The following is a 24,312-nucleotide window of genomic DNA, read 5'->3' on the forward strand; positions in this document are numbered from 1 at the left end:
GACTATGAGAAAATTAGTAAAACTGATATTGCTTTGTCTGATTGCTTATCCTATTATCAGTATCGTTTCTTCCTGTTCGGAAGAAGAAGACTGCTCAATGAATGCACGCCCGATGATGCAATGCTATCTTTATAAAATAGACGGAGAGACAGAAAGAGTTGTGAATGATACTCTTGACTCGCTCACCATCACCGCATTCGGCACAGATTCTATCATCCTCAATAACCAGAAGAGAGTACACGGATTATCATTACCACTACGCTATACGCCAGACTCCACCGTACTGGTATTCCATTATAGCAAAGACGTTAAGATTAAAAAAGATACGATTGTCATCCGCCAGAAGAATACGCCTTATTTCCTTTCAATGGATTGCGGCTACCAGATGAAGCAAAGCATCACAGGCAGATCATATAGCCGTCATCTACTTGACTCCATATATATTCAAACAGCAGAAGTAAGCATTTATGGAACGGAAAATCTTAAGCTCTTTTATCGTAATTAGTCTGGTGCTTTGTTTGTTGACCGGATTTCCGGTACAAGCACAAAACAGCAACCGTCCTCCTGCCTCTAATCCGCCGAAAGAGCAAAAGAAAGAAGTGGATGAGGAAGCTTTCCCGCTATACAATGGCATGACCGTCAGTGTTGATTTATGGGGTATCGGAAGCAAAGCTTTCGGAAGTGATTTTTTAAATTCGGAAGTAGCGGTGGATGTTAACCTCAAAAACCGTTTCTTCCCGATAGTAGAACTTGGATATGGTGGCACCGATGCATGGAATGATAATGGTACCCACTACAAGAGCAATGCGCCTTATTTCCGCATCGGAATGAATTACAACGCTCTTTTCAAAAAGAAATTCAAGAATTACCTGTTTGTGGGACTACGTTACGCCATGAGCAGTTTCAAGTATGATATAGCAACCCTCTCGGTAGATGATCCTATCTATGGCGGAGGCATTGGTAATCCGAACCAGGTAGATGATATCTGGGGAGGGAGCTTACCCTTCAACCACAAAGGAATGAAAGGATCCATGCAATGGTTTGAATTTTGTGTCGGCATTCGTGCACATATATGGAAAGAGCTCTATATGGGCTGGGGATTGCGCTTCAAATTCCGCACAAGTTCATCTACAGGAGAGTACGGAGATCCCTGGTATGTACCCGGATTCGGCAAATATGGCTCCAACACAATGGGCGTAACTTATACAATCACTTATAAACTACCATTCTAAAACTATGACCGGATTAGAGATTTGGCTTCTTGCCGTGGGACTCGCGATGGATTGTTTCGCTATTTCCATAGCCAGTGGTATTCTTCTGAAACGTACGCTATGGCGGCCTATGCTGACCATGGCTTTTTTCTTTGGATTATTCCAAGCTATCATGCCACTCCTCGGGTGGATAGGTGCCAGCACATTCAGCCATCTGATAGAGAGTCTGGACCATTGGATCGCTTTCGCTATTCTTGCTTTTCTGGGCGGACGCATGGTCAGAGAGTCTTTTAAGGACGAAGATTGCAAAAAAGAATACGACCCGAAAAGCTTGAAAGTAGTGCTCGCATTAGCCGTTGCAACCAGTATCGATGCATTAGCCATTGGAGTCTCATTTGCATTTCTGGGTATACGTGATTTCTCAGAAATACTCCCTCCTATTTCTATCATTGGCTTTGTATCTTTCGCCATGTCTCTTATAGGACTACTATTCGGTATCCGCTTTGGATGTGGCATTGCACGAAGACTACGGGCAGAACTCTGGGGAGGTATTATCCTGATTATCATCGGAACCAAAATATTAATAGAACACTTGTTTTTCAACTAAACTTTGCTTATGGAAAAGAAGGTACAGAGAAATTTCTTGTGGATTGCCCTGCTTGTATTGGGAACAATCTGGATACTTGCACGTCACAACCGTACGCAACCTTATTATACAATAAACGGATTGATATTCGGTACGGTTTATAATATAACCTATCAGTATGATGGTGACTTGAAAGTTGAAATAGACGAAGAATTGAAGAGGTTTGACGGCTCTCTATCCCCCTTTAATGATACGGCCACGATTACGCGAATCAACCGCAACGAGGATATTGTACCGGACACTTTTTTCACGAATGTATTCCGTCGTAGTATGGAAATTTCCAAAGAAACGGATGGTGCATTCGACATTACGGTTGCCCCATTGGCCAATGCCTGGGGGTTTGGTTTCAAGAAAGGCGCATTTCCCGATTCGGCCATGATAGATAGTCTGCTGGACATTACGGGATATACCAAAGTAGCCCTATCCAATGAGGGAAAGGTTGTGAAGCAGGATGAACGCATGATGCTATCATGTAGTGCCGTTGCTAAAGGGTATGCCGTAGATGTAATAGCACAATTTCTCGCAAAGAAAGGTATTAAAAATTTCATGGTAGATATAGGTGGAGAAATTGTAGCCCAGGGAGAAAATCCAAAGAAAGATTTGTGGCGCATCGGTATCAATAAACCGGTGGATGATTCGCTATCTATCAATCAGGAATTACAAACGGTACTGAATGTAACGGATGTGGGTATTGCTACTTCAGGCAATTACCGTAATTTCTATTATAAGGATGGAAAGAAATATGCACATACCATAGATCCAAGAACGGGATATCCGGTACAACACAACATCTTATCCGCCACGGTAATAGCCAAAGATTGCATGAGTGCTGATGCTTATGCTACCGCTTTCATGGTGATGGGATTGGAAGAAGCCGAACGTTTTGCCGATGCCCATCCGGATATTGATGCCTGCTTTATCTACACGGATGAGAATGGAGAACTTCAAACATACTATACAAAAGGGATGGAACGGTTTATAACAAGTGATTAGTGTTTAGTGATAAGTGATTAGTATTCCGCATGGTGCTAATCACTTATCACTAAACACTAATCACTAATCACTACGAAGCTACGCTTCGATAAATTACCTATTTATAGAATACAAAATACACCGCAAGTACCAGACAAATGAATGCCGCAAAATGATTCCAATGCAGACTTTCACCCTTGAAAAGAACCGTAGTAAATACCGTAAAAATGATGAGTGTAATTACTTCCTGAATAATCTTTAATTGTATCAGCGAGAAAGGACCACCATTACCTATAAACCCGATACGATTGGCTGGAACCAAACAAAAATATTCCGCAAGAGCGATGCTCCATGAAAATAAAATTATGGCATAAAGCGGCCAATTAGTAATCACTTTCATATCTTGTAACTTCAGATGACCATACCATGCAAAAGTCATAAAGACATTAGACACTATTAAAAGCAGAATCGTATAAAGACCTTTCATTTCAGTGATGAATATTTAAGGGGTGATTAATCTAAATTATCAATTTTCTGAGGAAGAAGTTCCTCCTGAACATTTGCCATACTTCCCCAAAGACTATAGCGAGCTTCCGGGTTCATAGCCTCCAACTGATGTAGAATCTCTTTCATATTACTACGGTGAGATTGCGCCTCATAAGGACAATTCTTCACCTGCTTGCGATACCCTCTTATTTGGGCCAGTTCCACCAAATCAGCCTCATGCACCAAACACATCGGCCTAATAATCGTCATATCAAATTTCTTCATTACCAGACGGGGCGGCATGGAACTGAATGCCCCCTGAAAGGTGATATTCATCAATAGCGTCTCCAGAATATCATCCATATGATGTCCCAATGCTATCTTGTTGCATCCCTGCTCCTTAGCTACCGTAAACAAGGCCTTGCGCCTATTCCATGAACAAAGGAAACAAGGTGATTTGCGTGTATCTGTACTTGCATCAAATTCCGTTTCATACAATACAAAAGGGATTCCCCACGACTCTACATATTCACGAAGATATGCCAAGTCACTCTGATACGGAATATTCTTCATCACCACATGGACGGCAATCACCGCAAACCTGGGCTTAAAAATTCGGGCGCGTCTTGCCAATAGCTCCACTAACGCCAAAGAATCTTTGCCGCCCGAGAGTCCGACAAGGATCTTATCCCCATCCTCTATCAGACCATATTCTACCAGCCCTTTACTAAAACGCTTTTCAATGCGGCGGACGGTTTTCTCTTCTTCGGTGAATTGCGCCATAATGATTGTAAGCTATGAGTTACGAGCTATGAGCTACAAGTTCCATGCGGACGTTGCGTAGCTACTTGTTGCTCGTAGCTCATGTAGCTTGCAGCCCTTTTACTCTTTGCGGTTGCAAAAGTAAGAGAAAAGAATGATTTAAAGAAGAATTAACATAATAGAATAACGGAAATCAGCATTATTCCCGATTAATTTGTATTTTTGAACATTCGAATTTGTAAGTTGGATAACTAGTATGAAAAAGAGATATATTTTACTCCTTCTATTTTGTCTCACATTAGTCGGTGTATCAGCACAGACGTTGGAGGAAGCCAGAGCTTTCTACAACCAAGGGCAATACGAGAAAGCCAAACCGATTTTCCAGAAACTCGTAAAGACACAACCGGCAAATGGAAATTATAACTTATGGTACGGCGTATGTTGCCTGGAAACAGGAGAACCAGAAGTTGCCTTGAAATATCTGGAAACCGCCGTAAAAAGACGAGTGCCCAGCGGACAACTCTATCTGGCGCGAAATTACAATGACCTGTATCGCTTTGAAGATGCCATCAAATGCTACGAAGACTACATCAGCGACCTGACCAAACGGAAAAGGCCGACCGCAGAAGCCGAAAAGCTATTGGAGAAAAGTAAAGCCAATTTCCGCATGTTGAAAGGGGTTGAAGAAGTTTGCATTATCGATAGCATCGTAATAGACAAAGGTCGTTTTCTGGAAGCTTATAAAATCAGTCCTGAGTCCGGTAAACTATTCATGTACAACGATTTCTTCCAGAATGAGGCAGAAATTGAGGCTACCGTATATAAAACGGAACTCGGCAATAAGATTTATTATGGTGAGCGCCAACCGGACGGTAAACTCAGCATCCTCTCGCGTAACAAAATGCAGGACGAATGGGGCAAAGGTAACTTGCTACCCGGTAGTATAAATGATTCCATCAATGCCAACTATCCGTATGTATTGACAGATGGCATTACCATCTATTATGCCGCTGATGGTGAAAATTCGATAGGTGGTTACGACATATTCGTCACCCGTTACAATACCAATACGAACACCTACCTCACTCCGGAAAATGTGGGTATGCCATTCAACTCTCCCTATAATGACTATATGTTCGTTATCGACGAATATAATAATCTCGGATGGTTTGCCTCCGACCGCTACCAGCCGGAAGGAAAAGTTTGCATCTATGTATTCATTCCAAATTCTTCCAAACGGGTATATAATTATGAAGCAATGGATCCGAAAAAAGCAATCGGACTTGCCCGGATTCATTCTCTGAAAGATACGTGGACAGATCAGGATGCCGTAGCCGATGCCAAACATCGACTACAAGCCGCATTCGATGAAAAGCCACAAACCACGAAAAGTCATGAGTTTGAGTTTGTAATCGATGACCAGAATACTTATTATCAACAAAGTGATTTCAAATCTCCTCAAGCCAAAAAACTGTTCGGCAAATACCTCCAATTAGAAAAGGCTTTCAAAGAGCAGCAAAACAAATTGGAAGAGCAACGCTCCTTGTACTCCCGTGCCAAGGAAAGCGATAAAGCCAAACTGGCTCCCGCCATACTCGACCTGGAAAAGCAGATACAACAATTATCAGTTGAATTGGAGAAGGCCGCCATTGAAGTGCGTAATACAGAAAAACAATCCTTTAAATAGAAAACTATGGACATACTTATCATCATTGTACTCATTGTTGCGGCGGTTATCCTGTTCTTGGTAGAACTGTTCGTCATCCCGGGCATCAGCATAGCCGGAATTCTGGCCGGAGCTTGCATGATCTATGCCAACTACTATGCCTTTGCCTATCTGGGTACAACGGCTGGTTTCATCACGCTCGGTGTATCGGCAATAGCCTGCATAGGCTCATTGATACTCTTCATGCGCTCCAAGACCTTGGATAAAGTGGCGTTGAAGAAGAATATCACATCGAAGGTGGACCGTACGGCCGCAGATCAAGTAAAAGTAGGCGATACGGGTGTGGCCATTACACGCCTGGCACTGATCGGCAATGCCGAAATTGACGGCAACATTGTGGAAGTGAAATCCATGGACGGATTTCTGAATGAGAAAACCCCTATCATTGTAAACCGTATTACGGACGGCGTTATCATGGTAGAAAAGAAAAAAGATTAATATTCACACTTAATATCTTATAAATCATGAACGTAGACACTATGTACCTAACTGCCTTTCTTGTGATAGGAGGCATTATCTTCATCGTACTGTTCTTCCACTATGTTCCTTTCTTCCTATGGCTGTCCGCCAAAGTTTCGGGAGTCAGGATTTCACTGGTGCAATTGTTTTTAATGCGTATCCGTAACGTACCTCCCTACATCATTGTACCGGGTATGATTGAAGCACACAAAGCCGGACTGAGCAACATTACCCGCGACGAGCTGGAAGCTCACTACCTGGCCGGTGGACACGTAGAAAGAGTGGTGCACGCCTTGGTATCTGCCTCTAAAGCTAATATTGAATTATCCTTCCAGATGGCTACCGCAATCGACCTTGCCGGACGTGATGTGTTCGAAGCCGTTCAGATGTCGGTAAACCCGAAGGTGATCGATACTCCTCCGGTGACCGCCGTAGCAAAAGATGGTATCCAGTTGATAGCCAAAGCCCGTGTAACGGTACGCGCCAATATCCGCCAGTTGGTGGGTGGTGCCGGTGAAGACACTATCTTGGCCCGTGTAGGCGAAGGTATCGTATCTTCCATCGGTTCGTCCGAAAACCACAAATCAGTATTGGAAAACCCGGATTCAATCTCCAAACTTGTGCTCCGCAAAGGTCTGGATGCCGGTACGGCTTTCGAAATCCTGTCCATTGATATCGCTGATATCGATATAGGTAAGAACATCGGTGCGGCTTTGCAGATAGACCAGGCAAATGCCGATAAGAATATCGCCCAGGCCAAAGCTGAGGAACGCCGTGCAATGGCCGTGGCCAGCGAACAGGAAATGAAGGCGAAAGCTCAGGAAGCACGCGCCAAGGTGATCGAGGCGGAAGCCGAAGTACCTAAGGCCATGGCAGAAGCATTCCGTAACGGCAACTTGGGCATCATGGATTATTATCGGATGAAGAACATCGAAGCTGATACTTCCATGCGCGAAACCATAGCCAAACCATCGGGAAACAACTCAAACCAGCCGTTGAGTAAATAACCGGTAGAATTATTGCCCCAGAAAAACGTCGGAACCGGTGAACAGTAATCCCGTTCCGGCGTTTTCTATTTATAAACATATCAACCAAAAAAATCCAGAATATGAAAAAGTATTTTGCATCTTCCGAACTTATTATCAATGATGACGGTTCAGTTTTTCATCTGCACGTAAAGCCTGAGTGGCTGGCAGACAAAGTAATCCTGGTGGGCGACCCGGGCAGAGTGGCACTGGTAGGCTCACACCTTGAGAATAAAGAATGTGAAGTGGAAAGCCGCGAGTTCAAAACCATTACAGGTACCTATAAGGGCAAACGCATCACGGTGGTTTCTACGGGTATTGGTTGCGACAACATCGATATTGTGATGAACGAACTGGATGCCTTGGCCAACATTGACTTCAACACACGTGAAGAAAAGCCCCAACTTCGCCAGTTAGAACTGGTACGCATCGGTACTTGTGGCGGTTTGCAACCGAATACGCCCGTAGGTACATTTATCTGCTCGCAAAAGTCCATCGGTTTCGATGGCCTGCTGAACTTCTATTCAGGGCGCAATGAAGTGTGCGACCTGCCATTTGAACGTGCATTCCTGAACCACATGGGATGGTCGGGGAATATGTGCGCTCCTGCTCCATACGTGATCGACGCCAATGCCGAACTGATAGAGCGTATTGCCGGAGACGATATGGTACGCGGCGTAACGATTGCCGCCGGTGGTTTCTTTGGCCCGCAAGGACGCGAGCTACGCATTCCGCTGGCCGACCCGAAGCAAAATGAAAAGATCGAGAACTTCGAATACAATGGCTATCGTATTACGAACTTCGAGATGGAAAGCTCCGCACTGGCCGGTTTGAGCCGCCTGATGGGACACAAGGCAACCACGGTATGCATGGTCATAGCCAACCGATTGATTAAAGAAGCCAATACGGGCTACAAGAATACGATTGACACATTGATAAAAACCGTACTGGACAGAATTTAAGATATGGCCACTCAAATATACTTGATGATTGTTTCCTTTAATCTTTCGTAAGTATATGGTTTGGCAATAATATCATTGCATCCGGCGGCTAATGCTTGTTGTTGTTCTATCAGGAAAGCATTGGCCGTCACCGCAACGATAGGCAGATCGATGTCAATGGTACGTATCTTTTCCGTAGCCTGAATACCGTTCATCACCGGCATGCGGATGTCCATCAATATCAGGTCGGGACGCTCGCGCAAGAAACTATTTACGGCCTCTTCGCCATTGGTAACCCACGAAATGGTGTAGTCCTTCTTCAGCAAAATGTTTATCTGCATAAAGTTAGATTCCGTATCTTCGGCTATCAGAATTTTCTTCCTGCCGTCTGATCTTTGCTCTACGTAAGTATTGGCCTCAACAAGTTCACCCGTCCCCTGCACAAACTGGCGGTAAGGAAGAGTCATCACGAAAGTGCTCCCCACTCCTACTTCGGACTCTACGGAAATCTTTCCTCCCAATCTCTCCACGATGCTCTGGCAGATGGGAAGCCCCAGACCCGTTCCCTGAACAAAATCGTTCAGCTTTTCAAAGCGGTTGAATATCAAGGGCAATTTCTCCTTTGCAATGCCGCAACCGGTATCCGTTACATAAACCTTCAACCATTCTCCGCAGACCTCCAACCCCAGGGTGATGGCCCCTTCATGGGTATTCTTAATGGCATTGGAGAGGAAGTTGAACAGCACTTGCGTGATCCTGTTCCGGTCCACCATAATCCAGATTTCCTCATCGGGACGCATCACATTCAGTCGGATGCCCGTTTTCATTTTCAGGCGATGCACTTTCTCCACTTCGTCAATCAGTCCGCTCATTTCGACCAACTGGAAGTTCATTTCCGATTTTCCCGACTCGATGCGGGAAAGGTCCAGAATGTCATTTATGAGTTGCAACAACAGGTTGCTATTCTTCTGAATGATGTTCAGGTATTCGGCTTTCTCCACTTCATCTTCCGTCAAAGCTATGATTTCAGAGAATCCCACGATAGCATTCAAAGGAGTGCGGATTTCGTGACTCATATTGGCCAGGAACACCGATTTCATGCGGTCGGCCTCTTCTGCCCGCTGCTTCGCCTCGATGAGTTCATTGGAGCGTTGCACCCTGTCACCGATATCGTGTATCAATGCCATCACTTTATTATCTTCGAACGGAGCGATGCGTGCCTGGAAATAATGCCTTTCGGAATCATCCACATCCAGGGGATATTCTATCTCCTTCAACTCCCCGTCTTCGAGGCATTGACGTATGTTCCGTAGAAACAGGTCGCTGACTTCCGGAGAATAGATGGTGCGTCCGTCCGCTCCCCGTAGCTGTTCAACGGGATGGAGCAAAATGGTGTCGGAGGACATTAACACGTCGGTGATAAAGAAATTTTCATCGAAGATGAAGATGAACTCAGGCAATGCTTGTATTATCTTCCGGTTTCGCTCTTCCACGCGCGATAAGTGTGCTTCGCGTTCGCACTGCCCGGTGACGTTCACGGTATAGCATAAGAGCCTTTCCGGATTTCCACTTTTATCTTTCTCTACAGATAAGAGGTGGTCCTCCAACCAGACTATTTCGCCATGCGCGCCTACGCAACGCACCCGTAAGACATTGGACTCATCAAAGCCATCCAATTTCTTTTGAAAGCCATCCAACGACACCAAATGCTTATCATCGGGATGCACAAAGCTACAGAACTCTTCCAAATTCTGATAACGGATGCCGACTTTATCCAAGCCTAAACTTTCGAAATATTCCTGAGTGAAAGTGCACTCCAGGGTATTGATATTTATCTCCCAGAGAGCTATCTGATGGGCAGCCAGAACGGAGTTGACCTTCAATAATTTCTCTTTCAGTAGTTCCGTGTTCTCGTCTTTCTCGGTAGTAAGAGAAGCGGAATCATGCATTTTTATTTTGTCTTGCGCCATAATAACAAAGTGTATCATGTAAAGGCTACGAAAATTAAGCAAATGTAATAAAAAAGAGTAAGTAATATACAATCGCGTTCTTTTTTTTACCCCAAAAGGCTATCTTTGCAACTCAAATAACAATTTTTATGATGAATCAGGATACCATCTGTGCCATTGCCACGGCTCAAGGAGGAGCAATCGGAAGCATTCGCGTCTCAGGAGCGGACGCCATTCGTATCACCAGTCGCATTTTCACCCCGGCAAAATCCGGTAAAACGCTGGCGGATTGCAAACCTTATACATTGACTTTCGGAAAGATACATGATGGAGAAGAAATCATCGACGAGGTTCTTGTCAGCCTGTTTCGCGCCCCGCACTCTTACACGGGCGAAGATAGTACGGAGATCACCTGCCACGGTTCGAGCTATATCTTGCAACAGGTTTTGCAATTGCTCATCAAGCACGGTTGCCGCCTGGCGGGACCGGGAGAATACACGCAACGCGCCTTTCTCAATGGCAAGATGGATTTGAGCCAGGCCGAAGCCGTGGCGGACCTGATTGCTTCTTCGTCTGCCGCCACCCACCGCCTTGCCATGAGCCAGATGCGTGGCGGATTCAGCAAGGAACTTACGGAGCTACGCAACCAGTTGCTACACTTCACTTCACTGATTGAGCTGGAACTTGATTTCAGCGACCATGAAGAGTTGGAGTTTGCGGACAGAACGGAGCTTTGCCAACTGGCGGATCACATAGAGGGAGTCATTTCCCGACTGGTACATTCGTTCAGCGTAGGAAATGCGATCAAAAACGGCGTACCGGTAGCCATCATCGGCGAAACGAATGCCGGGAAGTCAACGCTCCTCAATGTATTACTGAACGAGGACAAGGCTATCGTGAGCGACATTCACGGTACTACGCGCGACGTGATTGAAGATACGACCAATATCAGCGGTATTACTTTCCGTTTCATTGACACGGCAGGTATCCGCGAAACCAATGATACGATTGAGAGCCTGGGCATAGAGCGTACGTTCCAAAAACTGGAACAAGCGGAGATCGTGCTTTGGATGATTGATGCAACGGACGCAACGTCGCAAATGAATCAGCTATCGGGGCAGATACTTCCGCGCTTGGAAAGAAAGCATTTGATATTGGTATTCAACAAAGCGGATTTATTGGGTACGGCTCATTCTGATGAGGTGTTGTCTGCGGCCTCTTCCATCATTCCTGACGCCGAATGTATTTTTATTTCCGCCAAGAAAAGGCAAAATACGGATGTGCTTCAGAAGAAACTTATAGCTGCCGCCAATCTGCCTGCGATAACCCAGAACGACGTGATAGTGACCAATGCCCGCCATTACGAAGCCCTTACGCATGCTTTAGAAGCCATCGGACGCGTACAACAGGGATTGGCAAACAATCTTTCCGGGGACTTCGTAGCCCAGGACATCAGGGAGTGCATCTTCCACTTGAGCGACATCGCGGGGGAGGTGACGAATGATATGGTGCTACAAAATATATTTCAACACTTTTGCATCGGAAAATAGATAGTGATTACCAACGATTAGCATAGATTACTATTGATTGATAAGGCGTTCATTATGAGCGCCTTTCTTTTTGCTCGTATTAGCGATAGTCATCGTTGATACTCGTTTTTCAGCTCATTTTTGTACCGTATTTGAGCCTCGGAGGGTTGCAACAGAAAACAGGTTGGAAAGGTCGTGGAGAAAGTTGACAATGGTTGACAATGATTTACGATGGTTGACAGAAATCGGAAGAAATAAAGCGAAGTATAACATTAAAAATGAGCAAAAATGGCAAGTAGTAGCATTAGAATTAAGAAGGTATGCGAGTGGTGTGGAGAAGTTTTTTACGCACAGAAGACAACAACGAGATATTGTTCTCATCGCTGTAATAGCAAAGCTTATAAAGAAATTACTCGCAACAAGCGAATTCAGGATACTGAAACAAAAACAGATATTCTTATCAGTCAGCAACCCATACAGATGATAAAGGACAAAGAGTTCTTATCTTTTGCGGAAGCAGGAACTTTATTAGGTATATCAAGGCAAGCTGTTTATAAAATAGTTGCAGCAGGACATTTGAAAGCATCTAAAATCAGCAGCAGACTTTCATTTATCAAACGAAACGATATTGAGAATATGATTGAGAATAAACCCTACGAAAAAAGAAATAAAAAAGATATTGCCCCTATCACCGAGTTCTACACCACCGCCGAAGTCAAAGAGAAATATAATGTAGTTGATTCGTGGATATTTGTGGTTGCTAAGAAGCATAACATTCCACGAACTTTTAATCGTGGTAAAACTTACTGGAGTAAAAAGCATATTGATAATTATTTCGGCAAGAAAGCTGCTGACTCGGAAATCACTGAGTGGTACAGCGTACAGGAGATTCAGGATAAATTCGGTATGAGTTTAGCAGCCATCTATACGCTTGCTTCAAAGAATGCAGTTCCTAAAAAGAAAGAGGGGGTTATGGTAAGTTACTCTAAAAAGCACTTTGATATTGCCAAAGGAATAGCTCAGCCTGATGAACCGCAATATTATACGGTGGCTGAAGCAATGGCGAAGTTCAACCTTACACGTGATCAACTTTATCATTATTCCAAGTATCACAATATTCCACGGGTAAAAGTGGGCAAATACGTCAAAATATCACGGCCTGAACTCGATAAGCTTTTTGAAGCGCCCAAAATAGAGTGAATTATTCGACGGTGATGGTGGTCACCGTTGCATCACTGATTTCCTTTGCCACCCAATTTATATGTATAACTTTTTAAATAACAATTGTATGACACACACATGTACCAAAGTTACAGTACGTCAAAGAGCGATCCGTAACGACAAAATTTCACTTTATCTGGATTATTATCCGGCAGTTCGTAACCCCGAAACGATGCAAATGAGCCGTCGGGAATATCTCGGTATCTATATCTACGCTCACCCAAAGAATGAAATGGAGCGTGAGTTCAACAACGATATGCTGAACAAGGCAGAAGCGATTCGCTGTATCCGGGTACAGTCGTTAATCAATGAAGAGTTCGGCTTCTTAGACAAGCACAAGATGAAAGCTGATTTCCTGGCCTACTTTGCCAAAATGATGCGTAGCAAAGACCAGAAATGGAAAGTGGTCTACGCCCATTTCTCTAACTTCGTGCAGGGCAAATGCTCGTTTGGTGAAGTGAATGTTGATCTATGTAAGCGGTTCAGAACTTATCTGCTGAATGCCAAACAGCTAAAGCATACGCGGCACAAAGTATCTCTGAACTCCGCAGCAGGGTACTACTCCACATTCAGAGGTTTGCTAAAAATAGCGTATCGTGATAAATTGCTACGTGAGAATATCAACGACTTTCTGGATAAGATAGAATGTCAGGACGTAAAGAAAGAGTATCTAACATTGGACGAGGTGAAACAGTTAGCTGCAACACCGTGCGACATCCCTGTTCTCAAAGCGGCCTCTCTGTTCTCTTGTCTGACGGGACTTCGTATCAGTGATATCATAAACCTGCAATGGTCGGACTTCGATATTGCCCCCGACCACGGCTATTGTATTCGTATCCGCACTCAAAAGACCAAAACCGAAGCCACGCTCCCCATCAGCCATGAGGCTTTTGAACTCTGCGGAGAAGTCGGAATGGGGAAAGTGTTTAAGGGACTTAGCCGAAGCATGATAAATTACCCACTTAAAAACTGGCTAAAGCAAGCTAAGATAAATAAACATATCACTTTCCATTGCTTCCGGCACAGCTTTGCGACCATTCAAATTGCTGCTGGAACAGATATTTACACCGTCAGCAAAATGCTGACCCATCGGAACGTATCGACTACGCAAATATATGCGGAACTGGTAAGTGAAAAGAAACGAGAATCAGCAAATAAGATCTCTCTAAAATAGATTAATAACGCTTGCAATCATGAACAATATTAATTATATTTGCGCATTATTAGATACATTATTATCATGAAAAGAGCTTTATTACCCAGTCAACAGCGAACGCTGACAACCTTAGGAGAAAATATCAAATATGCACGCCTCCGCCGTGACCTCTCTTCAGAACAAGTTGCAGAGCGTGCCGGAATATCACGAAACACACTCATCAAGATAGAAAAAGGAGACGAGGGTGTCGCTATCGGGTATTATTTTCGTGTGTTAGCAGTCCTTGGATTGGACAAGGATATTTTATTAGTCGCAAAAGATGATGAACTTGGTCGTAGATTGCAAGACGTTAAATTAACAGTAAAAAAACGAGCTTCAAAAAAATAGAAAATGGCACAGATCAAAGATATATATGTATATATGGATTGGCAAGAAAGCGATTCTCCAATTCAAATGGGTGTGTTGCATAGTGAAGTATTACGCGGCAAAGAAGTGTTTTCTTTTGAGAATAACACTGACTGGCTAACCTACAAACAATTCAGAGCCTTGGATCCTGACTTAGCTCAATTCTCAGGGAAACAATACTTGCCGGCCGACAAAAGTAATTTTGGAATGTTTCTCGATTCATCCCCGGATCGTTGGGGGCGTATGCTGATGCGCAGACGGGAAGCGATCAACGCCCGCATAGAAAACAGACCGAGTAGAACACTCACCGAAGCTGATTATCTATTAGGTGTTTACGATGGCAACCGAATGGGAGCTTTACGATTTAAACTATCGCCCGATGATGAATTTATGGACAATAATAAAGCCATGGCAACACCACCGTGGACATCCATTCGTGACCTTGAATATGCAAGTCTTCAACTGGAAAAAGAGAATTTGAAAGACGATGCAGAATATGCAAAGTGGCTCAATATGCTCATAGCACCCGGTTCCTCATTAGGAGGAGCTCGCCCAAAAGCAAATATTCTGGATAATAATGGAGCACTTTGGATTGCAAAATTCCCAAGCGGACACGATACCAAAGATATGGGAGCATGGGAAGCTGTTATCGCAGAGATGGCAAGAAAATGCGGTATTGAGATGTCTGAAAGTAGGGCACAAAAGTTCAGCAACAGACAGCATACTTTTCTCACAAAACGATTTGATAGGATAAATGGAAGACGAATACACTTCGCTTCTGCTATGACATTGTTGGGTTATACGGATGGTACCAACTCAGCAGAAGGCGTCAGCTATTTAGAACTTGCAGAGTGGATTGGACGAAATTGCGACAAGGTATTGCAGAATCTCGAACAATTATGGCGACGCATCGTTTTCAATATCGCTGTATCGAATTGCGATGACCATCTTCGCAATCATGGTTTCCTACTTACGCCTAAAGGCTGGACACTCTCACCTGCATACGACATCAACCCAGATGAACATGGCATGGGATTAAAACTAAATATTTCAGAAGATGATAATTCTCTTGACTTCGAATTAGCATTGAGTGTTGCTGCCTATTTCGGATTAGATAATGCAACCTCGAATGAAATAATAAATCAGACAAAGAAAGTAGTATCAAATTGGCAACAACTTGCCACCCAATATGGAATTTCACGTTCTGAACAAGAAGATAATGCCGAAGCTTTTCGGTATTGAATAGTCTATAAATCCACAGTAGCAACTTTTGCTATTGTGGATTTTCCTCTTGTAAGGGTAGACAAATACTACTACTTCAACGACATAAGCTGTCACTTAGCCCGGAAATTTTAAATCAATAAGTTATTAGTATATATTTGCGCACAAATGATAACTATTGATTAATATGGCAGCAAAAAAGTACGACTACATTATTATTTACAGTATTCTATTTGCATCAATACTCAGCATTGCTGTATTGGTGCGCCTGCTTGTGATTTCGGAACTACAAATGGATGAGTTTTCCGGACTTGTGGCTTTTGTCATAGTGTGTTTGTTGCTCGGAGCCGCTTATCTCAGCTTTCAATCCATTATTGACGTATGGTTGCTGCCTGTGATAGAGCGGACCTTTAGAAAGAAGTATCCGCAAATAGAATGGGAACCGGAGGTTGAGCCTATTGAGTCTATACCCAACGGAGAAATCTCTGTTCCCAACTACGACGAGTATAAACAGTATGCTCAGCAAAAGATTCAGCAAGAACAAGCAAAGGTTTTAGAAAACGTCCTCACCTACACCGTACAAGAACTTGCGTTATATCTGACCGAGAGTGAGTTGCAACAACTCTGTGAGCATATCCGCTTCTTTCAATATGCTACTGAGAATGAGTACAAACAGATAAAAACACCCATTGCTATTGATGCTACATTAAAATCAATAGATTTAATGCACTTCGGTTGGAATATCGGCAACCAGTTCAAGAAAACAGGAATAGAGACAGCAACTTTTGTTAAACGGGTATTTGCCGAAAGACTAAAGGAGAATGAGATTTCCACAATAAAACGAAAACTAAGAGCAGAAGGAGCATGCATTATCAAGATTAAGGAGAAACTATAAATATTAATTTCTACTCTCGCTTTGGGCGGCAACATTACATGGGCAGACTTACATACGCCTTAACATCCTGATATACAGCCACAATCATCAATATTAAAGCTTACAACAGTTATATCCCAGTGAAAGAATCCACCGTAAAATCACTTATTTTCTTTGTGCGTCGAACTTAAAAAAAGATGCGCTTATGTATAATGATGAAATCACTTTCGATAAGTTACCGCAAGCGATAACTTATTTGATCGAACAGGTCGCTGAGTTAAAACAAATGGTGTTGAAGCTGCAACCAACGCAATCAGAGAAGCATGTATTGATAGAGATAGACAATGCATCACGAATCATTAAAAAGGCCAAGTCTACCATCTATACCCTTGTACGCAAAGGGCTTCTCCCCTATTACAAGAAAGGAAAGAAACTCTACTTTTACGAAGATGAACTATTGGCGTGGATTGAGAATGGGCAAAAAAAGACCTCCGAACAGAATTATGACCAAATGTTAGCTTCAATGCAAAAAAGTATGCGCCGTAAACCGAAATCCGGTTTCAGTATCTAACCTCATTATACCAATAATGTACCGCTTGTTCTTGTTTTGCGTTGCGTATGTAGCTTTGTCATGTCCGATACCGTGTAAATTGGTGCAGAGAGCAACATATTTTTTTGCAACCAGCATATTTTCTCCGTTTTTAATTGCCCGGTTCTCCGATAATCCATTCCTTTGCAGCAGAACAATACATTTAACTATGGAACAACCCGTTTTTGTAGCACAATACACCTTCCTTGCCGTTCCCGAAACTATCGAGGAAGAACGCTGCATTTTAGGCAAGGTCGCCCTCCGGTGCGAGTACGTGATCCGTTTCGAGGACGACGGCAAATTCTATTTCCTTCTCGAAACCCGTTCCGATTACGAGGCACAGTTCGCCCGTTACGGCTGGTACATCGTCAGCCAGAGCGATTTCAACGAAAGGCTCACTATCGGCATGGGCTTGTACGAGAGCGGGCATTTGGCAGGTTTCATGTATTATTTGAAGTCCGGTAGCGAGGACGAAGCCCGTTTGTGGAACAGCATACTTATCTTTACTTTCTTCAAGGACTTCCGCAAAGCCTTTTTCCCGTTGGATAACCGTTTTCAGGGTTTCTTCCGTCTGGACGGGAGCCTGTGCCTATACCTGTATGATTATTGCCCCGTCCGTCGTAACGACAAGATCACTTTTGAAGGCAAGAAAATTTCCAACCTTATTTTCAAATTCAAGTCCGGGCAGGTAACCGACCTCACCACCAAACTCTTTTCCATCGCTATCAGCCGCATTCGTGTCATTCAGGAGAACAAGCATCGTGCCGTCCTGATACCTATTCCCGCATCCACCCGTGAAAAGAACTGCATCCGCTACCAAGAGTTTTGCCGCAAACTGTCGGCGGACATCGGGGTAGCCGACGGCTACGAAGCCATCACCCTGACCGCAGACCGTCCCCAACTCAAAGGTACGCACGGGAAGGACAAGACCGCCAACCTGCAATTTCATCCCGAATATTTCAAGAACAAATGCGTTCTGCTTACCGACGATCTGCTCACGACTGGAGAGGGCTTCATACAAACCCGCCGTAAGCTGATCGAACACGGTGCGAAATTCGTAATCGGTCTGTTCCTTGCCAAGACGATAGCTTTCGAGGACGAACAGGAATAGCTATTCTGTTTTTGCAGTAATTTCATCTATTAGGTTCGTGATTTTCTCAATAGAATACTTTTCTATAAATCTTTTGTTTGCCGCTTCTATCTTTAATTTCTGGTTGATTAATTTTAGTTGCGATAAATCTGATTGACAATATTTGCTCAAGCATTCTATTTCATTGCCGGAAGAGGTAAGTTTATAACGGAATAATAAGAAATGCAGGAAAGTATTTCGTGATTCATTTGATAATCCCAAAATACTATTCGAAACTTTATCAACATCAGCCTCTTGAAATATCGAAGTATCCTTATAAGATTTCTGTTTAACCGGAAGTACGTCATTAAGTGCCAAACTCAAACGTTCGCATGTTTCATCCGTCAGATTTTCCAACATAACAGATACTTTATTGGGGCATTTTTCAAATCTTTGCTCAAACAGTTTTTCAAAATACACAATCAGGTCACTCAAAATCTTGTTAGAACCGCCATTATTATGACTTTTTGTACCTGAATGTACTTTTGATTTGCAATTCAATAAATCGTCAATGTCGTAAATTCCTTCCATCAGCCTGTCTATGGAATGTTTACCTTGGGCAATGATGTCCTTTTTGGGTACAAAAACAAGATTGTCATTATATAAGACCGATAGAATTGATATAATGACAAATAGTTCTTTTAAATCTGTACTTTTATCCTCCAAATAATATCGTACCGTTTCATTGTAATATTTTTCATATTCTTCGTTACCTAACCTCCAATAGTCATATAGGTATTCCCAACTTTTCAAACTGGCATTTTCAGCAGCAAAATATTGTCGCAAGTATGTTGTATCAAAATATCCACTTTCCAAGTAACAAACAATTTCATTGACAAGAAAATCACTGAAAATATCCAACTTCTTACCTATTTCTATAAAGCGGTATTTGGACATGATTTTTTCACGTTCTTCGTTTTTTTCTTTATCGGTAAACATTCTGGATAAACTATTAAATAAACTTCCAATCTGGGTATTTCCACTTTTATATTCACAATAAACAGCGACAAAGTTTGCCAATAACGATGTTATGATAAGTTTGTATTTAGAAGATTTATGATAATGTTCGGGTAACGCCATGACTATTCTATGATAGTCGTTCAAGCATTGGCGGAGTACTCTCAAGTTATTAAATTTAGAGGCATGGAATATTTTGATTATTAGCTCTTTGTTTTCCGACAGAAGATTTCTGTTGTTAGTAGATATTTCATTAATGAAAAAATCGAGTGTCTCTTCTACGTTTACTGTAATTTCGAAAGTTCGTCCGATAGTTTTCTCTTTGAAATCTTTAAACTTCAAATTACTATCCTTATTCTCCTTTGCGGTAATTTTATCTTCATCACCAATGATGATAACCTTGCATTTACAGTGTTCTGAAAAGTAATTGATGTATCCTAACAAGGTTTCCAATTTTACATCACATCTTTCGAGGTCATCAAAAATCAAAATCTTATTCCCTTTTATCTCGATATTGTCCTCTTTCAATAATAGAATGGAATCCAGATTATAGGTTACACTTCCTTCATTTTTTCCATTACCATCCATATCGAGATCATACTTTAATGCGATTTTTGAAGCGACTTTTAGTATTTTCTTAGCAAACTTCATTCCTTTGCTATATAACCACGGAGAAATTTCTTTATTGATTTGTTCTGTAATCTGCTGGATATTGGTCAAACCGTATAAAGAAACATAAATAGGTTGCCATTCTAACTTGTCTGCATCCTTGTTGTTGTTCAACTGCTTCATCCATTGATGAATGAAGAATGTCTTACCACACCCCCAAGCTCCTCTTAGCATAATTGCATATTGTGGATTGGGTATTTCGACGTATTCATTTAAAAAGTTGATTATGTTTTTATTCATGGCTACATTAGTTACTGGTTTCAAAGTTACTGAAAAGAGCAATAAATCTGAATTAATTCTTGAAAAATAACAGTTTGCTTCTCGTTCTTGTACACTAAATAAATTGTCTGTAAATTATAATATCTTGTAGAAGCCAATATCTCTGTTTTTTTATGTATTTGTAGATGTTTTTGGGGCGTTCCCGTAAACGGTCGGGCTTTCCGTTACAAGTCCTCGCCGGATCTGTGGGCTTTCCCCTACAATCCCTAACGTGTAAATGCGGCTTTACCTACATTACATTCTTTTTTTCATTTACTCCCGCCCACCCGTCAGTGGTATAGGTCTGTCCCTGCTTCCCGTTCCCCTTCAAGCACTCCGGCAGGCTACATGCCAGAAGGTAAACGCAAAGCCGGGCAGGACAAACGGAACACATTCGTCCGTGCTGCCACCCGGAGCTTCGCCTGCTGTCGAAACTTTCCGTGCGCCATCCCGTCCGAATAAGTTCCCTTGATGTTTGTCCCGGCAGCCCCTTATTGTCTTACCCGTTTTTCCAACCGTTATTTTCCTCTTTTGGGGCTTTGCCATGACTAACAGGATAATCCTTTGTCTGCGGAACTTTCCGCCCGTTTCCGCCACTACCTTCGCACGGCCATCCGCAAAAGCCGGATAGCTGATTGCTACGTCCGTTTACCGTAACCGGACGAAAAGCACCTCGCCAACCCGCATAACACATTGCCACGCAAGCATTTTTCTTTCTAATCCGATAAATCGGCAAAAGAAGAATACTTGCGTGGCAAAGAGTTGTCTTTCCACCCCGCAATCACCAACCCGTATTTCTTTCTTTTCCGGAAACCGGAGTTCCCGGTTTTCCAAACAGAACTTTCCCGCCTTGTACCGGTAAGTAATCTATCATTCATTCCATTTACTAAAGGGCTGAATTTTTCCCCTTAAGGCTGATTGGGAAAACATTGACGAAGGTAGGCGGGGGAGAAAGCAAATCCGCAAAAAATGCCAAATCTCCACCCTGCGGGTAGTATTTACCATTTTTTCAGATAATTGCAATTCTCCCTTTCCGCTCTTGATTATTGTCAATGTTCTTCCCAATCAGCCAAAGGGAAAAAATTTGGTGGGGGCGACAAGCGATGATAACAAAAACAAGTAGTAACAATTTTAAAGCGTAAAGTTATGGCAACGACAACAAACAACACCATCGAGAAAATTTCTCCCGTGTTCACCGATTTATTTATCAAGAAAATCGAAAGTCTGAAAAGCGACTGGCAAAAACCGTGGATAACGAGCCTTAAACACGGTTTTCCCCGCAACCTAAGAGGAACGGTTTACAATGGCGGTAACATTTTAATGCTGCTGTTTTATACCGAGTTTATGAAATTCACTTTGCCCGTGTTCCTCACGTTCAACCAAGCCAAAGCCGAAGAAGTGAACATCAACAAGGGCGCACACTCGTTCCCCGTTTACTATTGGTTCAAGTTCGTGGTACACAAGGAGAGCAACAAATCCATACCCTACGAGGAATACTGCAAGCTATCCAAAGCGGAAAAGGACGAATACAAGGTAATACCCCAAATGAAATATTACAATGTGTTCAATCTCGACCAAACCAATTTTGCGGAGAAATACCCCGAACGTTTCGCCAAGATGCAACAAGGCGAGCAGCCCGAAAACCATTCGGACGGTATCGAGTGCGGAATGTTGGACGAACTGATATATATGCAAAATTGGTATTGTCCTATCAAAGTGAAATATTCCGATAGTGCTTTTTATGTACCCTCAAATGATTATATCGTTTGCCCCGAAAAAGAGCAGTTCCCGCAGGGCGTGGAATTTTACGGAACACTTTTGCACGAAATGGCACACAGCACAGGCAACTCCCAACGCCTGAACCGCACGTTCGGCAGCTTTTTCGGGGATGAATTATACGCCCGTGAGGAACTTGTAGCCGAACTGACATCAGCCCTTTGCGGTGCTTTCTTCGGTATCGTCACCGCACCGCAGGACAACAACGCTGCCTATCTGAAACACTGGCTCACCAAGCTAAAGCAAGAACCCGCCTTTTTAATAGATATTTTAGGCGATGTGAACAAGGCTGCAAAGATGATAACCGAGCGAGTGACAGAGCCGATAAACGAACCTGTTGCAGCCTAAACGATAACAGGAACAAGAATATTAACAAACGGGTGGAGCAATCCACCCACTAAAAACATAAGAAGATGAAAACACTATCAGAAAAGGAATTTAACGAGTTCAACGCAAAAGGATTATTCACGGACAGGGCGGAAAAGGCAAAGAAAGACCTGTTGCCCGTCATGCAGGAAATACGGAAGTACATACCCGGTGTGGAATACGGCTATCATGTGATAGGCGGTCAATATCCCGAATTTTACGGTGTCCAAATCGAGTTCACGCAAAACGGCATCCGCTTTCATTTGGATAAAATATACAAAGAAAACAAATACAAGATTGCCCCCGACATGGGACATTTTAAGAACGTCAATCGCTACGACATCAAGAGAGTAACCAAGCAATATGAAAAGCCGTGTAATATCGGTACGTTCACCGCCAAGAAAGTGAACGACTGGATAAACTACTATACTTCGATATACAACCAAGTAGCGGAAGAAGAAACGGAAAATGCGCAAAAAGTAGCGGAGTTTCTCAAAAATATTGAAAATGAACCTATAAGATGGCAGAAACAAGACCATTCAAAAGGAACGATTACCCGCAACGGATTATGTTTCACTTTCTACATAGAAGAAGGACATCTTTCTTACGAGTTAGCCCTTTGTTATTGCGGTACGACTGATTATAATAAATTTCGGTTAATAGCTGACAATCAATTTTTCCCGAAAGGTAACTATTAACAACAAGGGCGGAGCAATCCGCTCGCAACACCCAAGAACATGAAAACGATACTCATTTCAAGACTGATTTACCGCCTTATCCTTTGGTCTGTAGTGATTTACTTTTTCACCACCACCGCAGGGCAGTTTTTCGCTTTACTGTTTGCCGTACTCCTGTTTTACTTCGTGGCACGGTTCATTCTCGCCCTTGTTTGGCGGTTGTTTGTGGGTATCGTTTTTGTGCTGATAATCATTCTTTTAATATTCTGAATTATGGAAGGAAAGAAATTCAAGCACAAATATTTGTCATATCTCACCTGTGAAGTCGTGGCGGAAACCCGCAGAGGGTACAAGGTATTAGAAACCCAAACATTCAGCGGACGCAAGAAGCCCAAGACAAAGACCGCCTATTATTACAACGTTGATTTTGACAAACAGCGTGGAATATGGGAAGAAATAACCAAGTAATAACATTCAAAAATATACCAATATGGAAACAAAGACATTCATCAAGAACGGAACAGCCGAAACAAAACTGTTTGGCGAGGAAACTTATAAACAATGCTGTTTGGGAGCATTCAGAGGGGAAATTTATTTCGATTACAAATACCGCCATACCAACGGGCAGGAGTTCACAACCCTACGCAGGACGTTGATACAATGCCGTGCCGAGCGTGATTTTTGGTTAAGGGAAAAGACCGTTTCTTTTTCGGGACACCGAGCCGAGAGAATGACAAGGAACAGCCCCGACACACAAAAGCGATTGACAGATATAGGCTTCGACACCTATACAGCAATAACCGAACTTTGCAAACGTGACTACCATACATTTTTGTCGGGCATGGCGAACGGCTTCGACCTTATCGCAGCCGAGGAAGTTCTAAACGCAAAAAAGGAATTTCCATACATTCAGCTAAAAGCCGTTATCCCGTTCAAAGGACAGGCAGACCGATACACCCAAGCCGACAAGCAGCGTTATAACGCTATTTTAGCCCAAGCGGACGAGGTGATAATATTGCAGGATGAATATTCAGACCGTTGTTTCTTGCGACGTAACAACTACCTGTTGGATAACTCCGCTTATCTCGTGGTATTTTACGACAGCACCCCAACGGGTGGAACTGCCTACACGTTACGCCATGCAATGGAACGGAAAATAGAGTTTCAAAACGTATGTTACAACCGCAAATAAGGCTCACAAGGGCGGAGCAATCCGCCCGCTACTTTCTTTCGGTGAGCCGAAGCGGTGAAAGAAAGATAGCAAAGAAACCATTTTTATCAACAGAATTTTAATCAACTTAAAAAATA

The 24,312-nt window shown here is 42.9% G+C and carries 28 protein-coding genes; 21 read left to right on the plus strand and 7 right to left on the minus strand.

The genetic code is table 11. The features are described 5' to 3' along the window. The first annotated feature begins 4 nt into the window (after positions 1–4). From DW036_RS19670 to DW036_RS19685, 4 genes are read left to right on the plus strand one after another with little or no spacing between them, the layout of a single operon-like run. Positions 5–505: a DUF6452 family protein gene (locus tag DW036_RS19670; protein WP_118465892.1), complete on the plus strand. Its 501-nt coding sequence runs from the start codon at positions 5–7 to the stop codon at positions 503–505. Continuing rightward, positions 468–1,232 (plus strand): DUF6048 family protein, encoded by a 765-nt coding sequence (locus DW036_RS19675; protein ID WP_118465893.1) that lies wholly within the window; start codon positions 468–470, stop codon positions 1,230–1,232. Before DW036_RS19670 ends, DW036_RS19675 begins: the two co-directional genes overlap by 38 nt. Before the next feature lie 4 nt (positions 1,233–1,236). Then, on the plus strand, positions 1,237–1,818 hold the full coding sequence (locus tag DW036_RS19680) for a manganese efflux pump MntP family protein (RefSeq protein ID WP_118465894.1): 582 nt from the start codon (positions 1,237–1,239) through the stop codon (positions 1,816–1,818). Between the two features lie 9 nt (positions 1,819–1,827). Continuing rightward, positions 1,828–2,850 carry an FAD:protein FMN transferase gene (locus DW036_RS19685; protein WP_118465895.1) on the plus strand — a complete coding sequence of 341 codons (1,023 nt, stop codon included), beginning with the start codon at positions 1,828–1,830 and terminating at the stop codon, positions 2,848–2,850. Positions 2,851–2,947: 97 nt separating this feature from the next. Here DW036_RS19685 and DW036_RS19690 read toward each other — a convergent pair whose 3' ends face one another. Both DW036_RS19690 and DW036_RS19695 read right to left on the minus strand, forming a co-directional pair. Continuing rightward, positions 2,948–3,316, minus strand: coding sequence for a DMT family protein (locus tag DW036_RS19690; protein WP_022392402.1), 369 nt, complete (start codon positions 3,314–3,316; stop codon positions 2,948–2,950). A 26-nt stretch (positions 3,317–3,342) separates the two neighbouring features. Then, positions 3,343–4,098, minus strand: a complete 756-nt coding sequence (locus tag DW036_RS19695; protein ID WP_118465896.1) for an ATP-binding protein — start codon at positions 4,096–4,098, stop codon at positions 3,343–3,345. Positions 4,099–4,333: 235 nt separating this feature from the next. Here DW036_RS19695 and DW036_RS19700 point away from each other — a divergent pair, with 235 nt between their 5' ends. From DW036_RS19700 to DW036_RS19715, 4 genes are all read left to right on the plus strand, one after another. Beyond that, positions 4,334–5,764: a M48 family metallopeptidase gene (locus DW036_RS19700; RefSeq protein ID WP_118465897.1), complete on the plus strand. Its 1,431-nt coding sequence runs from the start codon at positions 4,334–4,336 to the stop codon at positions 5,762–5,764. 6 nt (positions 5,765–5,770) lie between these two features. Beyond that, positions 5,771–6,241: an NfeD family protein gene (locus DW036_RS19705; RefSeq protein WP_007215881.1), complete on the plus strand. Its 471-nt coding sequence runs from the start codon at positions 5,771–5,773 to the stop codon at positions 6,239–6,241. A 26-nt stretch (positions 6,242–6,267) separates the two neighbouring features. Beyond that, complete coding sequence (gene floA, locus DW036_RS19710) at positions 6,268–7,269, plus strand: flotillin-like protein FloA (RefSeq protein WP_007213154.1); 1,002 nt, start codon at positions 6,268–6,270, stop codon at positions 7,267–7,269. Between the two features lie 101 nt (positions 7,270–7,370). Then, positions 7,371–8,249 (plus strand): nucleoside phosphorylase, encoded by an 879-nt coding sequence (locus tag DW036_RS19715; protein ID WP_007215880.1) that lies wholly within the window; start codon positions 7,371–7,373, stop codon positions 8,247–8,249. 11 nt (positions 8,250–8,260) lie between these two features. On the opposite strand, the gene DW036_RS19720 is transcribed toward DW036_RS19715, so the two are convergent. After that, positions 8,261–10,216 (minus strand): ATP-binding protein, encoded by a 1,956-nt coding sequence (locus DW036_RS19720; RefSeq protein WP_118465997.1) that lies wholly within the window; start codon positions 10,214–10,216, stop codon positions 8,261–8,263. Positions 10,217–10,329: 113 nt separating this feature from the next. Between DW036_RS19720 and mnmE the strand changes: the two genes are divergently transcribed. The 8 genes from mnmE (at position 10,330) to DW036_RS19760 (ending at position 18,283) form a co-directional block, all read left to right on the plus strand. After that, positions 10,330–11,727, plus strand: a complete 1,398-nt coding sequence (gene mnmE, locus DW036_RS19725) for a tRNA uridine-5-carboxymethylaminomethyl(34) synthesis GTPase MnmE (RefSeq protein ID WP_118465998.1) — start codon at positions 10,330–10,332, stop codon at positions 11,725–11,727. A gap of 267 nt (positions 11,728–11,994) precedes the next feature. Further along, a complete protein-coding gene (locus tag DW036_RS19730; protein ID WP_118465898.1) occupies positions 11,995–12,906 on the plus strand; it encodes a helix-turn-helix domain-containing protein in 912 nt (303 codons plus the stop codon). An 88-nt stretch (positions 12,907–12,994) separates the two neighbouring features. After that, positions 12,995–14,101, plus strand: a complete 1,107-nt coding sequence (locus DW036_RS19735; protein WP_118465899.1) for a site-specific integrase — start codon at positions 12,995–12,997, stop codon at positions 14,099–14,101. 66 nt (positions 14,102–14,167) lie between these two features. After that, positions 14,168–14,470 (plus strand): helix-turn-helix domain-containing protein, encoded by a 303-nt coding sequence (locus DW036_RS19740; RefSeq protein WP_057088310.1) that lies wholly within the window; start codon positions 14,168–14,170, stop codon positions 14,468–14,470. 66 nt (positions 14,471–14,536) lie between these two features. Beyond that, positions 14,537–15,730, plus strand: a complete 1,194-nt coding sequence (locus DW036_RS19745) for a type II toxin-antitoxin system HipA family toxin (RefSeq protein WP_233560496.1) — start codon at positions 14,537–14,539, stop codon at positions 15,728–15,730. Between the two features lie 166 nt (positions 15,731–15,896). Continuing rightward, entirely contained in the window at positions 15,897–16,604 is a 708-nt protein-coding gene (locus tag DW036_RS19750) for a hypothetical protein (RefSeq protein WP_118465901.1), read from the plus strand. A gap of 184 nt (positions 16,605–16,788) precedes the next feature. Continuing rightward, complete coding sequence (locus tag DW036_RS19755; protein WP_118465902.1) at positions 16,789–17,154, plus strand: helix-turn-helix domain-containing protein; 366 nt, start codon at positions 16,789–16,791, stop codon at positions 17,152–17,154. A gap of 82 nt (positions 17,155–17,236) precedes the next feature. Further along, positions 17,237–18,283, plus strand: coding sequence for a ComF family protein (locus DW036_RS19760; RefSeq protein ID WP_233560497.1), 1,047 nt, complete (start codon positions 17,237–17,239; stop codon positions 18,281–18,283). Here DW036_RS19760 and DW036_RS19765 read toward each other — a convergent pair whose 3' ends face one another. From DW036_RS19765 to DW036_RS25600, 4 genes are all read right to left on the minus strand, one after another. Continuing rightward, the gene (locus DW036_RS19765; protein WP_118465904.1) at positions 18,284–20,167 is read right to left on the minus strand and encodes a P-loop NTPase fold protein; all 1,884 of its coding nucleotides are present in this window, start codon (positions 20,165–20,167) and stop codon (positions 18,284–18,286) included. Between the two features lie 345 nt (positions 20,168–20,512). Next, positions 20,513–20,731: a hypothetical protein gene (locus tag DW036_RS25425; protein ID WP_147401514.1), complete on the minus strand. Its 219-nt coding sequence runs from the start codon at positions 20,729–20,731 to the stop codon at positions 20,513–20,515. Beyond that, positions 20,685–20,885: a hypothetical protein gene (locus DW036_RS19770; RefSeq protein WP_147401516.1), complete on the minus strand. Its 201-nt coding sequence runs from the start codon at positions 20,883–20,885 to the stop codon at positions 20,685–20,687. Before DW036_RS19770 ends, DW036_RS25425 begins: the two co-directional genes overlap by 47 nt. Positions 20,886–20,901: 16 nt before the next feature. After that, on the minus strand, positions 20,902–21,063 hold the full coding sequence (locus DW036_RS25600; RefSeq protein WP_158585974.1) for a hypothetical protein: 162 nt from the start codon (positions 21,061–21,063) through the stop codon (positions 20,902–20,904). A 268-nt stretch (positions 21,064–21,331) separates the two neighbouring features. Here DW036_RS25600 and DW036_RS19780 point away from each other — a divergent pair, with 268 nt between their 5' ends. The 5 genes from DW036_RS19780 to DW036_RS19800 all read left to right on the plus strand — a co-directional run bounded on the left by DW036_RS19780 (position 21,332) and on the right by DW036_RS19800 (position 24,196). Then, positions 21,332–22,309, plus strand: a complete 978-nt coding sequence (locus DW036_RS19780; RefSeq protein ID WP_118465907.1) for an ArdC family protein — start codon at positions 21,332–21,334, stop codon at positions 22,307–22,309. Positions 22,310–22,374: 65 nt separating this feature from the next. Continuing rightward, entirely contained in the window at positions 22,375–23,025 is a 651-nt protein-coding gene (locus DW036_RS19785) for a hypothetical protein (protein ID WP_118465908.1), read from the plus strand. 39 nt (positions 23,026–23,064) lie between these two features. Next, positions 23,065–23,274, plus strand: a complete 210-nt coding sequence (locus tag DW036_RS19790; RefSeq protein ID WP_118465909.1) for a hypothetical protein — start codon at positions 23,065–23,067, stop codon at positions 23,272–23,274. Positions 23,275–23,277: 3 nt separating this feature from the next. Next, complete coding sequence (locus DW036_RS19795) at positions 23,278–23,472, plus strand: hypothetical protein (RefSeq protein WP_118465910.1); 195 nt, start codon at positions 23,278–23,280, stop codon at positions 23,470–23,472. Positions 23,473–23,494: 22 nt separating this feature from the next. Further along, positions 23,495–24,196, plus strand: coding sequence for an SLOG family protein (locus DW036_RS19800; protein ID WP_118465911.1), 702 nt, complete (start codon positions 23,495–23,497; stop codon positions 24,194–24,196). Positions 24,197–24,312 lie beyond the last annotated feature (116 nt).

Source organism: Bacteroides sp. AF39-11AC (assembly GCF_003474285.1).
Classification (GTDB): domain Bacteria; phylum Bacteroidota; class Bacteroidia; order Bacteroidales; family Bacteroidaceae; genus Bacteroides.

Excerpts from the sequence above, each read along its gene's own strand:
- DW036_RS19670 (WP_118465892.1), top strand. The coding sequence starts at position 5 with ATGAGAAAATTAGTAAAACTGATATTGCTTTGTCTGATTGCTTATCCT.
- DW036_RS19675 (WP_118465893.1), top strand. The coding sequence starts at position 468 with ATGGAACGGAAAATCTTAAGCTCTTTTATCGTAATTAGTCTGGTGCTT.
- DW036_RS19680 (WP_118465894.1), top strand. The coding sequence starts at position 1,237 with ATGACCGGATTAGAGATTTGGCTTCTTGCCGTGGGACTCGCGATGGAT.
- DW036_RS19685 (WP_118465895.1), top strand. The coding sequence starts at position 1,828 with ATGGAAAAGAAGGTACAGAGAAATTTCTTGTGGATTGCCCTGCTTGTA.
- DW036_RS19690 (WP_022392402.1), bottom strand. The coding sequence starts at position 3,316 with ATGAAAGGTCTTTATACGATTCTGCTTTTAATAGTGTCTAATGTCTTT.
- DW036_RS19695 (WP_118465896.1), bottom strand. The coding sequence starts at position 4,098 with ATGGCGCAATTCACCGAAGAAGAGAAAACCGTCCGCCGCATTGAAAAG.
- DW036_RS19700 (WP_118465897.1), top strand. The coding sequence starts at position 4,334 with ATGAAAAAGAGATATATTTTACTCCTTCTATTTTGTCTCACATTAGTC.
- DW036_RS19705 (WP_007215881.1), top strand. The coding sequence starts at position 5,771 with ATGGACATACTTATCATCATTGTACTCATTGTTGCGGCGGTTATCCTG.
- floA (WP_007213154.1), top strand. The coding sequence starts at position 6,268 with ATGAACGTAGACACTATGTACCTAACTGCCTTTCTTGTGATAGGAGGC.
- DW036_RS19715 (WP_007215880.1), top strand. The coding sequence starts at position 7,371 with ATGAAAAAGTATTTTGCATCTTCCGAACTTATTATCAATGATGACGGT.
- DW036_RS19720 (WP_118465997.1), bottom strand. The coding sequence starts at position 10,216 with ATGATACACTTTGTTATTATGGCGCAAGACAAAATAAAAATGCATGAT.
- mnmE (WP_118465998.1), top strand. The coding sequence starts at position 10,330 with ATGAATCAGGATACCATCTGTGCCATTGCCACGGCTCAAGGAGGAGCA.
- DW036_RS19730 (WP_118465898.1), top strand. The coding sequence starts at position 11,995 with ATGGCAAGTAGTAGCATTAGAATTAAGAAGGTATGCGAGTGGTGTGGA.
- DW036_RS19735 (WP_118465899.1), top strand. The coding sequence starts at position 12,995 with ATGACACACACATGTACCAAAGTTACAGTACGTCAAAGAGCGATCCGT.
- DW036_RS19740 (WP_057088310.1), top strand. The coding sequence starts at position 14,168 with ATGAAAAGAGCTTTATTACCCAGTCAACAGCGAACGCTGACAACCTTA.
- DW036_RS19745 (WP_233560496.1), top strand. The coding sequence starts at position 14,537 with ATGGGTGTGTTGCATAGTGAAGTATTACGCGGCAAAGAAGTGTTTTCT.
- DW036_RS19750 (WP_118465901.1), top strand. The coding sequence starts at position 15,897 with ATGGCAGCAAAAAAGTACGACTACATTATTATTTACAGTATTCTATTT.
- DW036_RS19755 (WP_118465902.1), top strand. The coding sequence starts at position 16,789 with ATGTATAATGATGAAATCACTTTCGATAAGTTACCGCAAGCGATAACT.
- DW036_RS19765 (WP_118465904.1), bottom strand. The coding sequence starts at position 20,167 with ATGAATAAAAACATAATCAACTTTTTAAATGAATACGTCGAAATACCC.
- DW036_RS25425 (WP_147401514.1), bottom strand. The coding sequence starts at position 20,731 with ATGGCAAAGCCCCAAAAGAGGAAAATAACGGTTGGAAAAACGGGTAAG.
- DW036_RS25600 (WP_158585974.1), bottom strand. The coding sequence starts at position 21,063 with ATGAATGATAGATTACTTACCGGTACAAGGCGGGAAAGTTCTGTTTGG.
- DW036_RS19780 (WP_118465907.1), top strand. The coding sequence starts at position 21,332 with ATGGCAACGACAACAAACAACACCATCGAGAAAATTTCTCCCGTGTTC.
- DW036_RS19785 (WP_118465908.1), top strand. The coding sequence starts at position 22,375 with ATGAAAACACTATCAGAAAAGGAATTTAACGAGTTCAACGCAAAAGGA.
- DW036_RS19790 (WP_118465909.1), top strand. The coding sequence starts at position 23,065 with ATGAAAACGATACTCATTTCAAGACTGATTTACCGCCTTATCCTTTGG.
- DW036_RS19795 (WP_118465910.1), top strand. The coding sequence starts at position 23,278 with ATGGAAGGAAAGAAATTCAAGCACAAATATTTGTCATATCTCACCTGT.
- DW036_RS19800 (WP_118465911.1), top strand. The coding sequence starts at position 23,495 with ATGGAAACAAAGACATTCATCAAGAACGGAACAGCCGAAACAAAACTG.